Annotated in this window: 6 protein-coding genes, 3 pseudogenes and 1 riboswitch; of the genes and pseudogenes, 5 read left to right on the top strand and 4 right to left on the bottom strand. The window is 43.3% G+C overall.

Annotated elements, in window-relative coordinates:
• Positions 1 to 98: 98 nt before the first annotated feature.
• Positions 99 to 1,994: a chloride channel protein gene (locus tag FSB73_RS04930; RefSeq protein WP_225974492.1), complete on the bottom strand. Its 1,896-nt coding sequence runs from the start codon at positions 1,992 to 1,994 to the stop codon at positions 99 to 101.
• A 398-nt stretch (positions 1,995 to 2,392) separates the two neighbouring features.
• On the opposite strand from FSB73_RS04930, the gene FSB73_RS04925 reads away from it, so the two are divergent.
• From FSB73_RS04925 to FSB73_RS04920, 3 genes and pseudogenes are all read left to right on the top strand, one after another.
• The gene (locus tag FSB73_RS04925) at positions 2,393 to 3,334 is read left to right on the top strand and encodes a bifunctional helix-turn-helix transcriptional regulator/GNAT family N-acetyltransferase (RefSeq protein WP_225974491.1); all 942 of its coding nucleotides are present in this window, start codon (positions 2,393 to 2,395) and stop codon (positions 3,332 to 3,334) included.
• A gap of 443 nt (positions 3,335 to 3,777) precedes the next feature.
• The gene (locus tag FSB73_RS24135; protein ID WP_225974490.1) at positions 3,778 to 4,437 is read left to right on the top strand and encodes a carboxypeptidase-like regulatory domain-containing protein; all 660 of its coding nucleotides are present in this window, start codon (positions 3,778 to 3,780) and stop codon (positions 4,435 to 4,437) included.
• Positions 4,365 to 6,190 (top strand): annotated as a pseudogene (locus FSB73_RS04920) (TonB-dependent siderophore receptor); the annotation flags it as partial. The gene FSB73_RS24135 and the pseudogene FSB73_RS04920, both read left to right, overlap by 73 nt.
• 129 nt (positions 6,191 to 6,319) lie before the next feature.
• Here the strand turns inward: FSB73_RS04920 and FSB73_RS04915 are convergent.
• Positions 6,320 to 7,590 (bottom strand): annotated as a pseudogene (locus FSB73_RS04915) (voltage-gated chloride channel family protein).
• A gap of 186 nt (positions 7,591 to 7,776) precedes the next feature.
• A riboswitch (Fluoride riboswitch) is annotated at positions 7,777 to 7,854 on the bottom strand.
• A gap of 26 nt (positions 7,855 to 7,880) precedes the next feature.
• Here FSB73_RS04915 and FSB73_RS04910 point away from each other — a divergent pair.
• On the top strand, positions 7,881 to 8,264 hold the full coding sequence (locus tag FSB73_RS04910; RefSeq protein WP_146780375.1) for a hypothetical protein: 384 nt from the start codon (positions 7,881 to 7,883) through the stop codon (positions 8,262 to 8,264).
• 229 nt (positions 8,265 to 8,493) lie between these two features.
• Here the strand turns inward: FSB73_RS04910 and topA are convergent, their stop codons facing one another.
• Together topA and radC are read right to left on the bottom strand one after the other, a co-directional pair.
• Entirely contained in the window at positions 8,494 to 11,118 is a 2,625-nt protein-coding gene (gene topA / locus FSB73_RS04905) for a type I DNA topoisomerase (protein WP_146780374.1), read from the bottom strand.
• 278 nt (positions 11,119 to 11,396) lie between these two features.
• Positions 11,397 to 12,089, bottom strand: a complete 693-nt coding sequence (radC, locus tag FSB73_RS04900; protein WP_146780373.1) for a RadC family protein — start codon at positions 12,087 to 12,089, stop codon at positions 11,397 to 11,399.
• 567 nt (positions 12,090 to 12,656) lie between these two features.
• Between radC and FSB73_RS04895 the strand changes: the two are divergent.
• Positions 12,657 to 13,630: pseudogene (locus FSB73_RS04895) on the top strand (ribose-phosphate pyrophosphokinase).
• The last annotated feature ends 11 nt before the right edge of the window (positions 13,631 to 13,641 follow it).

Below are 13,641 nucleotides of genomic sequence, written 5' to 3'. Positions count from 1 at the left end.
TCTTTTGTAAAGACGAATTTACGCAATTGTAGACAGTAGCGAAAAAATAATTTAAGCGGCAACTGTGAAAGAATCCATCGATGATTCTAAAGGGGAGATTACCGGTCAGGATGGCGCTGTCGCCGCTCCTGAATATATTGACTGCCTTTGGCCAAAATACGCAGTCCTCTTCTTTTTAAAGAGATAGATGGATTGGTTTTAATAAACTCTCCTTGGTTGATCTGATAAGCGCTCAGGATATCTTTATACGTCAAAAGTCCCACATATTTACCCCCGTCATTTTTGACAGGTATCGCCTCCTTATCCTTTTTAAGCAATAACTTCAGGGCGGTGAGCAGATTATCTGAATCCTGTATAAACACCTCATTTTTGCCGGTAATCAGACTGCCGATTTGCTGCTCATCGGGATGATTGCCAAATAAATCCATGACACTAAGATAGCCGATATATTCGCCATCATCTGAACGGACCATAAAGTAATTCAGGTGCTGATTGTCGCGCAAAATCAAATCCTTGACCGTATTGACTTTATCAGAGGCATGCATGACCATTGTATTGGATTTGGTGACCTGGGCAACCAGGATTTTTTCAAGTATATCCGGTTCATAGGACTCTGGAATCTTTACGCCTTTACGGGCAATTTTCTCCGTCATAATCGTATATTTCATAAAGAAAAACGAAATAAAATACGCAGCGGAGCAGGAGGCCAGTAACGGCAACAAGGCATTGGACTGCCCGGTACTCTCGATGGCAAATATAATGGAAGTAAGCAGGGCTCTGCTGGCCCCGGCAAAGAGTGCAGACATACCAATCAAGGCTGCCAGTGGTAAATTGATACCGCTATGAGGGAAATAATGATTGATCACCATGCCAAATAATAGACCGGCAGCACCACCAATGGTAAGCAGTGGCGCCAGCGTCCCTCCAGAGGTGCCACTGCCAAGGGCAATGGTCCAGGAAAGAAATTTCAGAATCGACAAGGATAGTAATAAGGTAATTGGCAAGCTGCCTGTTAGAATATCGGTAATATTAAAATAGCCAACGCCGAGTGTTCTGGGGGCAAAATAACCAATAATCCCTGCAATCAGGCCGCCAATGGCAGGATACCAGAACCAGCTGATGGGGATTTTTGCAAACAGATCCTCTACCCAGAAGACAGATTTTGTGGCCAGTATAGAAAAGAAGCCTAAAATTATACCCATAATACTGTACCATAAAAGTGCAGTATTGCTAGGCATTGATACCATAGCTGCCATTGGAAATACCGGACCCTGGCCAAAAAAAAGATGATGCCCGGCTGCGCCGGTAATGCAGGCAAGTGCTACCGGGATAATAGATCTGGGCGAAAATTCAAATAAAAGCAGTTCAATGGCCAAAAAGATAGAGGATACCGGGCTACCAAATATGGTGGCCATACCGGCCGCTGCACCTGCTGCCAGCAGGATTTTGCGTTCATTATTGGAGATTTTTAAAATCTGACCCAGCGTGGAGCCTAGGGCGCCACCTGTTGCGATAATTGGCCCTTCCGCTCCAAAAGGACCGCCCGTACCGATGGCAATGGCCGAAGAAATAGGTTTCAGGTAAACGATGGTGGGTTTTATTTTACTTTTATTGGTCAGTATTTGTTCCATTGCCTCAGGAATACCATGACCGCGGATGGCCTGAGAGCCATAAAGTGCCATGAGTCCGACGACCAGACCACCAATAGCCGGGATAAATATTACCCATATACCCAAATGATTGAGAGAAGGATTGGTATCTGTTGTCATGGCTACCTTACCGTAAAAGCTAAGCTGGGTAATAAAGCCGATGATAAACATCAAAAATTTGGCAATAAAACTGATCAGTATGGCCACCACAATTGCCATTAACGAGACCGTAATCAGTCTTTTTTTACTCTGCGGGATTTTGGGTTTCATGTTCTCCGCCTCCAGGGTAGGACTTAGCGAGATCGAGACCGGTAATCCACGTTTTAAAAATGTGCCCTTGCTCATATATAGAATAATATTAAGTCGTTCTAAATAGGCCAGGTGTCGACACCATACACTGCTGCTTTGCTATTCTCCTCCTATTGCCCCATCTTTAATAAGCTGGGTTATATTGCAATACACCGGCAAGTGGCCGTAACCGTCTGTTAGACTGTTTACTTTCCTAAGTTAAGCTCAATCGGTCAAATAACCATATTTTTCTTTCGTACCCTACTAGATGCCACCCATTAGAGGAGATGGATAATCGCCGGGAACATAGTTGAAATGGATAATAATTTGGCTTTTTAAAAAGATGGGCGAGCAACCCAAAATGTTATCATGATGAAAAAATTACAAGAGAGCGTCCGTAGATTTAAACTAATGATTAAATTTGCATAACCAGTTATATAATTAAATATGTAATTATGAATTTTTTTGAACAAACAGGCAAGATGGCTATAGGCAGTCGCTTAAGATTGCTCACAGGAAGGATTACAGATGATTCGGCAATGCTCTATCAGCTCTATGGATTTGATCTGACCCCTAAATGGTTCCCTGTCTTTTTTGTGCTTTCTCAAAATGAGGCCTTGTCTATAACAGAGATTGCCCAGCAAATCGGGCACTCACAGCCATCCGTTACAAAAATTATCAAGGAAATGACAAAGGCCGGTCTTGTCAAAAGCAATCTTAAATCGGCAGACAAACGCCAAAACCTTGTTGGATTAACCGCCAAGGGAAAGTTACTTGCAGCCAGTATACAAGTGCAGTATCAGGACGTGGCCGCAGCGATTGAAGATTTGGAAAATCAGGCCACTTATCACCTATGGGAAGCGGTAGCGGAATGGGAATTTTTACTGGATCAACAATCGCTACTCAGTCGGGTAAAACAACAACGAAAATTGCGCGAAAGTAAAGACGTTACCATTGTAGGGTATAGCCCAAAATACAAAAAGGCATTTAAAGAACTTAATGAGCAGTGGATCACCAAATACTTTGAATTGGAACAGGCCGATAAAGATGCCATTAACCATCCCCAGTCTTATATTATCAATAAAGGTGGACAGATACTGGTGGCACTATATAAAAATGAGCCAGTCGGTGTTTGTGCCCTGATAAAAATGGACCACCCCAAATATGATTTTGAAATGGCGAAGATGGCCGTTTCGCCTGAGGCCCAGGGTAAGCGTATAGGCTATATGCTGGGGACAGCGATCATTGAGGTCGCAAAAAAAGCAGGTGCTACTTATCTATATCTGGAAAGCAATACAAAACTGACTCCAGCCATCAATCTGTATTATAAATTGGGGTTTGAAAAAATCCCCAGTAGCCCTCTCCTTATAAGCGGGCAAATATCCATATGGAATTGAGTCTAAAAAGTAATAGCTAATAGCCACAGTAATAATGTGTTGTCGATTTGGCGATTGATTGCAAAACAGGGCTGCCAGCCGTCAAAAGCCGGTAGCCCTGTTGCCATTTGTAACGGTTTAAAACAAACACATTCGCTAAGCGGCCTTATTTTTCCCAAATTCGTAAATGGATTGGCAGATCCTGAATTATTTTTGCGGCGGCAATTGAAAATTGCCGTCAGGTGGGTACACGGTGTTGTTGCAAAGGGTATTGGAGGCGATTGATTTTAATCAACTGGTCAGACCGCAGGATGTACGTAAACTACCCGCTGTAAGGCTTTTTAACCTGATTTGATCTGGCAACAACAGTAAGGCATTCAAAAGCAGATAAGGCCCATTCAATACATAAACAAAAGAAATCTATCCATCTTTCCTTTAAAATATACAATAAATCATACTTAATCATGAAATCATTCAAGTCTATACTTAGTCTTCTGATCCTGCTTGGTAGCAGTAGTCTTGTGGCCAGCGCCCAAAAAACCATTATCAGCGGCCACATTTCTACCAATGACGGCAAAGCAGCCAGTCAGGTCAGCATCCGGATCGAAGGGAAAAATTGGGGTGATATCAGTGATATTAATGGCAATTACCAGATAGATATCCCTACAGCGGGAAAGTATGTATTGCATTTAACCGCACTAGGTATACTAGATCAGGTCAAAGATGTTATTATTAATAAAGGAGAACATATAAAAGCAAACTTCGAGATTGAATTAACCTATGATCAGCTGGCAGACGTAACAGTGCTTTCCAATCAAAATCAATTGGGCAATAAAATTACTTACGGGGTGGCTAAAATGCCTTTGAAAAACCTGGAAAATCCGCAGGTCTACAGCAGTGTCGGTGCAGATCTGATGCTCCAGCAAGGCATTACCAATTTTGATGATGCCATGCGCAATGTACCGGGGATTTCCAGAACCTGGGCTTCTACAGGCAGGGCAGGGACGGCGCCACCTATTTTGCCCTTAGGGGCTTTGAGGCGCAGCCTTCCTTATATAACTCCCTACCCGGATTTACCGCAGGAGATCTTGATCCCGCAAATATTGAAGAGATCCAGGTATTAAAAGGACCATCCGGGACACTCTATGGCGCTAATTTTGTGGGCTATGGCGGGGTGATCAATGTGATTACCAAAAAGCCATACTTTGAGAAGGGAGGCATGCTTAGTTATACCGGGGGCAGTTTTGGCCTGAGTCAGCTGACGGCGGATTATAATACACCGATTAATGATAGTATGGCCTTTAGAATGGTCGCTGACTATCATACTGAAAACAGTTTTCAGGACGCCGGATTTAAAAAATCATTTTTGCTGGCACCTTCTTTTACCTACAATGCATCTCAGCGGTTGAGCTTTGATTTTATGGCGGAAATCTATCATGAAGAGCGTGCAACAGCCCCAGTGTTTTTTAATACCAATAGGGCGGATCCGCTCTCCTTTAAAAATATTGAAGAGCTGGCACTCAATCCGGATCTTTCCTTCACTTCTAATGACCTGACGATTAAAAATCCAAGATTCAATATACAGGCCCAGATGAATTATAAAATCTCCGGAGTCTGGTCTTCTCAGACAGCGATTTCCAGAAGCGTATCATGGGCAGATGGATATTATGGATATATTTACGGCAACGATCTGGGCAGCAATCAGTTTGAACAGGATATCACCAAAGAAAATCAAAGTAACCGGGTCTTTGACGTACAACAAAATTTCAATGCAGACTTTAAAATCGGTTCCATCAGAAATCGCCTGTTGATTGGCCTGGATTATTTCTCCCAGCAAATTGTCAACAACGGTTCAGGGTACGCCGCCGTTCGTTTGGTGACACCAGAGGGAGACGTCATTCAATATGACGATAACCATCCCGTCTACATGACCACGGCCTCCATTGATAGCCTTTTGGCCAGCGCCGGTAATTCCATCAGCAATACCAGCAAACAAACCTATGCCGCATATGTGTCAGATGTAATCAACTTTACCCCCAAGCTTTCCGCTATGCTCAGTCTGCGGGCTGATTATTTTGACAATAAGGGTGAGAAATCTGATAAAAGTGACGACTTCGACCAGTTCGCACTAAGCCCAAAATTTGGCCTGGTCTATCAACCCGTATTGGATAAAGTATCCTTATTTGCCAATTATCAGAATTCCTTTATGAATGTAGCCCCTCAAACGGTCATGGATGTGGATGGTAAAAATCCACGCATCAAGACCTTTACCCCAGAACATGCCAATCAATGGGAGGTGGGTATTAAAACCAATATCATTCAAAATAAACTGGCCTTTACTGCGTCTTATTATGATATCCGGGTAGAAAACAGGGTGACGCCACTGGCAGATAATATCAATGATTATGATCAGCGCGGTAAGGTGCGCAGCCGGGGCGTGGATATCGATATTAAAGCCGATCCGACTGCCGGACTGACACTGATTGCCGGTTATTCTCACAATAAAATTGAGAACATGAGTTCCAATAACACAGACTTTTATACAGAAAAAGGGCGTGCTCCCGGTGGACAGGGGCCACAGGACCTGGCGAACTTCTGGGGACCTATACCTTTCAACGTGGCAAAATGCAGAATTTTGGCTTTGGTATTGGTGGCAATTATGCCGGCATATACAAAGTGATAGATAACTCAGAGACCGGTGTCTTCGACCTGCCTTCCTATACACTACTCAATGCAACCCTGTATTATAATGGCCAGCATGTAAGGGTGTCCTTAAATGGCAATAACCTGCTTAACAAACAATATTACATCGGGTATTGGTCTGTTAATCCGCAACCACCGGTTAATTACAGCATGACCGTCGCCTTCAAACTTTAAGATCTTCAATTATAAACATTTCTAATAAAGGCGCCTGTAAGCAATTACTTTTCTTTGCTTACAGGCGCCTTTATTACGCTATCAAACACAATAATTTGACAGGATATCTTAATCGTTTCGATCTTGTATTTAATTTTGAACTTGATCTGAGTCTATTTTAAATCTGGTCATTTTTTTATTTTTTTCCAGCCGGGCTTTTCTGATTTTTTGCAAAGTCAGATTCCCGTCTGCTTCAGGGGCGCCATTTAATTTAGAGAAACCCAGGCGCTGTGCCGAATAAATTCCCGTATGTCCACTAAAGTAATAAGCCGTAAAACAAGCAATGGCAAAATAAATTAAATTTTCACTGCCAAAGAGTTCGACACCCATCAAAGTACAGGCAATAGGGGTATTGGTAGCCCCGGCAAATACCGCAATAAAGCCCAGACCGGCCATTAAATCAATAGGCGCACCTGTCAGCATGCCCACTGCATTGCCCAGTGCTGCACCGATAAAAAAAAGCGGCGTCACTTCGCCTCCTTTAAAACCCATACTTAGCGTAATAGCGGTAAAAAGCAGTTTCCAAAACCAACTCAGATAACTGGCACCTCCGGCCCTGAAACAAGATAAAATACTAACTGCATTAGGGTTGGGATTATCTACCCCTAGCCCCAAATAACTATCCGTTCCCAATAAAAAGGTAAGTGCGATAATAATCATACCCCCGATAAAGGGTATCAGCCATTTTTTTGCAATCCAGCGCTGACTGTAATTTTTTATGGTATGGGAAAGTTCCGAAAATAAATAGCTGGCAAGGCCGAACAGTACACCACCAAAGATAACCGAGATCAATAACTGCCAATCCATATGAAACCCACCATCTGCACTTGTTAGTAAATGCTTAAAGGCAATTGCATATTGCGTGTGGTGAATCCCCCAACTCTTACAAGTTATATCCGCCAGCACACTGGCCATAAAACAAGGTAAAGTGCTTTATGATGGATCTTACCTACGGTAATGACTTCCAGTGCGAAAACGGCGCCAGTAAGCGGCGTGCCAAATACGGCTCCGAAACCTGCTGCGACCCCAGTCATCAGCAGGATTTTAATATCCGGCTTATCCAGTTTTAATTTCTTTGCGATCCAGCTGGCAATACTGCCACCAATCTGAACGGCCGTGCCTTCCCGGCCGGCTGATCCGCCAAAAAGATGGGTCACAACAGTTGTCAACAGCACCAGCGGTGCCATTCTGAACGGCACACCGCCACCTGGTTTATGAATTTCATCTACAATCAGATTATTACCTCCTTCTGCGGCTTTGCCACCGAAGTAGTAAGAAAAATAAATAGCAATACCTGCCAGGGGGAGTAAAAACAGCAGCCAGGGATGTTGCCACCGGATAACGGTTACTTTTTCCAGCATCCATAAAAATAATGCAATTACGCTGCCTGCAAGTAAAGACACGGGAATGGTAATCAGTGTCCATTTTAACAGATGCTTCATTATCGAGATGTGCTCAAATGAAGTAATGATTCTTTTCATAATTTCCTACAAATAATTAATGGGTGGGAGAATATATACCCCACAAACACTTTATGCGTTTTTATTTTATTTGTAGGCGCCATCAGCCTGAAGATACTGTGATCTTTGGCGGTTCAGTAGGAAGACACCATTTCCTTTTTAGAAAGGCGAAGGTAAATTAGTTGTTACTAATGCGTGTTGGTTTTGATAAGAAAATTTATGTACGCTACCCCAAATCGTTTAATTTTGGGTCTTTGAACCTAAAAAACAAAACAAGAACCTATATGCAGCAGGTTGAATTGATTCGTAAAGGAATTTTACCCATTGCCAAAATGCGGGTAGAAGTGGCTGGAGAAATTTACCTGATAGCCGGTGGAAAATCCATGGCCATAAGTCTGCCGGAGGGAGAGCTGCAAGTTAAATTAAGGTTGGAAGGCTGGTACGGCGTCAATAGCGTTCAGATTACCAAGACTTCCAGCAAATTGATCATAAAGCCATTTATTCCCGATCTGCTGTATGCGCTTGGGGTTATTTTTACCATTAGTTTTTTTATTTTGATCATGCGGGCAAATTGATCAGTATACTGCTTGCCACAGCGGCGATAGGTATAATTCTGACTATTTTTTATTTTACCTTTCTAAAGGCACAGAAGTATTTCAGTTGTATTGTGCAGTAAAATAGGGTTTAAAAAATCAGCCACATAAAATGCCTTCACAAAATAGGGGTACAAATTAAAGTAAACATACTAAAGGTCGGCACATTAGAGCGCCGACCTTTAGTATGTTTACCATAGATGGGATATCCTTATTTAGTGGATTTTTTAACAGCAGCTTTTTTGGGAGCCGCTTTCTTTGCTGCCTTTTTAGGCGCCGCTTTTTTAGCTGCTTTTTTCGTCGCTGCTTTTTTTGTCGCTGCTTTTTTTGTTTTTTTGTCAAAAGCACCCGGAAGTTCCTGCTCGATGATTTTTTTGACCGCTTCCAGTGGAACGTCTTTTAAATCTTCCGCTGTAAATTTTTGACCATCCGGTTTTTTGCCCAGTTTGATGGACGCCTTATTAAAGCGGATAAAAGGTCCCCAGCGGCCGTTTTCAATGGCAATTTTCTCTGCCGGCCAGTGCTGAATATAACGATTGGCTTCCTTCTCAATTTTTTTGGCTACCAATTCATCAATATCTGTCTGACTTAAGTTATTAAAATCATATGCCTTAGGCACATTGATAAAATAATCCTCCCACTTAATAAAGGGACCGAAGCGGCCAGTTCCTTTCGTAACAGGTTTTTGCTGGTAGTAGCCAATCGGAGCATCAGCCTTGATTTTGGCTTCAATTAACTCAATGGCCTGGTCCATGGTGGTTTCTAAAGGATCACTACCTTTTGGTAATGAAATAAATGAATCTCCCCATTTAACGTAAGGACCAAAACGGCCCACATTGGCCAACACCTCAGCGTCTTTATATTCACCCAGACTAATGGGGAGTTTAAACAAATCCATGGCCTCTTCCAGGGAAATCGTCTCAATGCTTTGCTCTTTTCTAAGAGAGGCAAAACGCCTGTCTTCCCCATCCTCCTGCTGGCCGATTTGTACCATTGGGCCGAATTTCCCCATCCGGGCATAGACCTTCTTGCCGGAAGCTGGATCTACCCCCAGCTCCCTTTCGCCTGTGGCACGTCCGGCGTTTTCCATCGTATCGGCAATACTTAAATGGAAAGGACCGTAAAAGGCATGAATCATTTTATTCCAGACCAGCTTTCCGTCCGCAATTTCATCAAACTCCGCTTCCACGCGGGCCGTGAAATTATAATCCATGACATTTTTAAAATGCTGAGTCAGAAAATCAGTGACCACCATACCCAGATCTGTGGGCACCAGTTTGCCCTTATCAGCGCCGGTAATTTCCGTTTTCTGGGTCGCCTTTATTTGCTGCTGATCGCTGAGTGTCCATATATGAATAACTCTCTCTGTTCCCTCTTTTTCTCTTTTCTCTACATAATTACGCTTCATAATGGTGGTAATGGTTGGCGCGTAAGTAGAAGGGCGTCCAATACCTAACTCTTCCAGTTTTTTCACCAGAGAAGCTTCAGTATAACGGGGCTGGGCGCGCGTGAATTTCTCCGTAGCACGCATTTCTTTGAAGGTTAGCTGCTGTCCGGCAGTAAGTGGTGGCAGGATGCCATCCTGTTCCTCCTCATCCTCCTCGTCCTTACCCTCTAAATATACTTTTAGAAAACCATCGAATTTCAAGACTTCACCAGAAGCGGTTAACTGCTCTTTATTGGTAGAGATATCAATTTTAGCGATCGTCTTTTCAAAGGCCGCATCACTCATTTGAGAAGCAATGGTTCTTTTCCAGATCAGATCATACAATCTGCCTTCGTCATAACCATCCACACTGTGATGGCTGATATAAGTTGGCCGGATGGCTTCGTGAGCCTCCTGCGCACTTTCGTTTTTATTCTTAAACTTACGGGGTTGGTAATACTGATCACCATAGGCATTTTTAATCTCCGTACTGATCTCTGTCATGGCGGTCTCACTTAAATTAATACTATCCGTACGCATATAAGTAATATGACCATTTTCATATAAGGTCTGGGCAATACGCATGGTTTTACTCACGCCAAAACCCAGTTTACGGCTGGCCTCCTGTTGCAGGGTAGAGGTAGTGAATGGGGCCGAAGGCGTTCTTTTGGCTGGTTTTACCTGAACATCCGCTACTTTATAATTTGCCCCTTTGCAGGAATTTAAAAACTGTTCAGCCGAAGTACTGTTGGGTAGTTTGCCAGGGCCTTCCGCTTTAAACGTAACGGGTTTACCGCTGATATCAGGCGCCTGAAGAAAACCCTCAATTTTAAAGCTACCCACCGGGGTAAACCCGATAATCTCTCTTTCCCTTTCAACAATAAGCCTGACAGCGACACTCTGGACCCTGCCGGCACTCAACCCACCGGTCATGCCAATTTTGCGCCAGAGTACCGGACTCAATTCAAAACCGACCAGTCTGTCTAATACCCGCCTGGCTTGCTGGGCATTCACCAGGTTCAGATCGATGGTCCTTGGCGATTGGATGGCCCGCTGGATGGCTGGTTTAGTGATTTCATGAAAGACAATTCTTTTGGTTGTACGCGGATCCAGGTGCAGGACCTCAGCCAGATGCCAACTGATGCTTTCTCCTTCCCGGTCCTCATCCGAAGCCAGCCAGACTTCCTCAGCTTTTTGGGCTTTGGATTTTAAAGAACTGACGACTTTTAATTTTTCATCAGGTACTATATAGGTAGGTTTAAAACCTTGATCGATGTCAATACCATTGTCACCTTTCGCAAGGTCACGTATATGGCCATAACTACTCACCACTTCAAAGTCCTTTCCGAGGAATTTTTCAATGGTTTTGGCTTTTGCCGGGGACTCTACTATTAATAAGTTTTTTGCCATGCTGCTATTTAGATTATATACTATTTTAATACGAAATCTTCTATAATATGACGGTACAATTTTGCAATAATAAACAAAAGTTGAACGTACAAAGCGAATTTTAATGATAAATTCTAAACTTACTCAAACGGATTTGCTGATCAGAACCGTTCCCGTCAATAAAATCGGCACAATTCTTTTGCTTCTAAAAGTTTGATTATCAGTAAAAATATCATGTTATTTTGCATTTAGGATTTGTTAGGAATTGAAGGGTCCTAAAAAAAGAGCCATTTTTTAGATTATTCCAGCAGATCATTATCCAGAAAACTGAAAAACCCATGATCGGAAACAATAATGTGATCCAACATGATAATTTCCATCAACTTGGCTGCTGCCCGGATACTTTCTGTAATTTTCTGGTCCTGTGGGCTGGGTTTGAGTGATCCACTGGGGTGATTATGGGCTACTACCATCGCCACCGCATTGTATTGCAGGGCAGTTTTTAAAATCACCCGGACATCCACACTAGTGGCCGTCAGCCCGCCCGTACTAATAATTTTGTGGTGCAGAATATGATTGGCACTATTAAGGTAAATAGCCATAAAAACCTCATGTTGAAGGTGGGCCATATGCGGAATCAGAAAATCTGCCATATCTCTGGAACAAGTAATCTGGCTTCTGGATTTATCCTCCAGTTCTTTTCGGGCAGATAAAGAAAGAGCAGCATGAATGGCCACAGCTTTGGCCAGCCCGATCCCCGGTATTTTATGTTCCATGATCTCTTTAACAGAAAGGCGGGCCAGCTGGTGTAACTTATTGCCACAGATATCTAAAAGTGCCTTGGCAACATCCAGGGCAGTACCCTTTGGGCTGCCGGTATTGATCAGAATGGCCAGTAGTTCGGCGTTGCTAAGGGACGTGGCGCCTTTGGTGATTAGCTTTTCCCTGGGTCGGTCATCGAGTGCCCATTCTTTTATTTTTTTCTTTTGCATCTTGTATAAGGATCTGAATATTAAATGATAGAATTATTGGACAGCTGCACAAACAGGATAGCAGATAGACTTTATGAGCAGATCTGCAGGAAGAAATAGCCGCTAAATGACTAATAATTATATTCGGTGCTAATTAATTCATGTGCCAGATGTAATCAGGCTAACCTGAGTTCCACATCATCAGGTAACAGCAGTGTTTTCAACTTGTGCAGCCGATTAGCAGGGGAAATGCGTGGTCAGTACCCACCTGAGCGTAGTGTCTGGAGGGGAAGATCTGGAGCAGATAGGTGTTGAACGGATAAATAGGCGATTAGTCCCATCTTAAAAAGTTTTATTGGCGCATTAAAAATTAACTTACGCTTCAAAGACAAATATAGGGGTAGGGGATTAAAACAGTCACTTTGGTTGTAAAATCCGGGTGACAATCAGATAAGACAGCAGTGAAGAAGGGCAGGATTTGGCCCCCTTGTTGCAGAAAGCGAGCCCACCTATTAGCAGTAAGCTGCGAAAATAAATTGCGGTTTTGGTGAAGTTTTATATTTTCGCACCTAATATTACTATTTAGTTATGAATCCATCTGTCAAGATTTTTTCAGGTACCGGCTCCCAGGCATTGGCTGAAAAAATCGCCCATCGCTTTGGTGCACCCCTTGGTAAAATCAATGTTCAAAAGTTCAGTGACGGTGAAATTCAGCCCGTTTTCCTGGAAAGTATCCGCGGAGACTATATTTTCCTGATCCAGAGCACTTTCGCTCCCACAGATAACCTGATGGAGCTGCTGCTGATGATAGACGCCGCTAAAAGAGCCAGTGCGGGAAGGGTTGTCGCAGTCATTCCTTATTACGGATTTGCGCGTCAGGACCGTAAAGACCGTCCCCGTGTCGCCATCGGCGCCAAGCTGGTCGCCACTTTACTGGAGGCCGCTGGAGCCGACAGAGTCATTACCATGGATTTGCATGCTGCTCAGATTCAAGGGTTTTTCGATATCCCGGTGGATCACTTGGACAGTTCCGCAATATTTATCCCATATATTGAGCAATTAAAATTAAAAAATCTTACCTTTGCCGCCCTGACGTGGGTAGTACCAACAGGGTCAGAGAAGTGGCCAACTATTTCAACGCAGAAATGGTGATCTGTGACAAGCACAGAAAAAGGGCCAATGAAATAGCCAGTATGGTGGTTATCGGGGAGGTAGAAGGCAAAGATATTGTTCTGGTAGATGATATCTGTGATACGGCAGGTACCCTGACCAAGGCAGCAGGGCTGCTGATGGAAAAGGGGGCAAAAAGCGTCCGTGCACTATGTACCCATCCGATACTGAGTGGTAATGCCTACCAAACCATTGAAGACAGTGTCCTGGATGAATTGGTGGTTTGTGATACCATTCCACTAAAGGGCAAGTCTGATAAGATTAAAGTTCTTTCTGTGGCAGATTTATTCGCGATTGCGATTAAAAATGCGCATGAAAACAAGAGTATCTCCAGTTTATTTTTCCATTCTCAGTTAAGAGAGCGGGAAAGAACCAGAGAGCACAGATCCTAAAATCTTATCAC

This window comes from Arachidicoccus ginsenosidivorans, assembly GCF_007971385.1.
GTDB classification, from domain to species: domain Bacteria; phylum Bacteroidota; class Bacteroidia; order Chitinophagales; family Chitinophagaceae; genus Arachidicoccus; species Arachidicoccus ginsenosidivorans.
This window is presented reverse-complemented; position numbering and strand designations above follow the sequence as displayed.

Coding starts and splice junctions, on each gene's coding strand:
- FSB73_RS04930 (WP_225974492.1), bottom strand. CDS start 1,994: ATGAGCAAGGGCACATTTTTAAAACGTGGATTACCGGTCTCGATCTCG.
- FSB73_RS04925 (WP_225974491.1), top strand. CDS start 2,393: ATGAATTTTTTTGAACAAACAGGCAAGATGGCTATAGGCAGTCGCTTA.
- FSB73_RS24135 (WP_225974490.1), top strand. CDS start 3,778: ATGAAATCATTCAAGTCTATACTTAGTCTTCTGATCCTGCTTGGTAGC.
- FSB73_RS04910 (WP_146780375.1), top strand. CDS start 7,881: ATGCGTGTTGGTTTTGATAAGAAAATTTATGTACGCTACCCCAAATCG.
- topA (WP_146780374.1), bottom strand. CDS start 11,118: ATGGCAAAAAACTTATTAATAGTAGAGTCCCCGGCAAAAGCCAAAACC.
- radC (WP_146780373.1), bottom strand. CDS start 12,089: ATGCAAAAGAAAAAAATAAAAGAATGGGCACTCGATGACCGACCCAGG.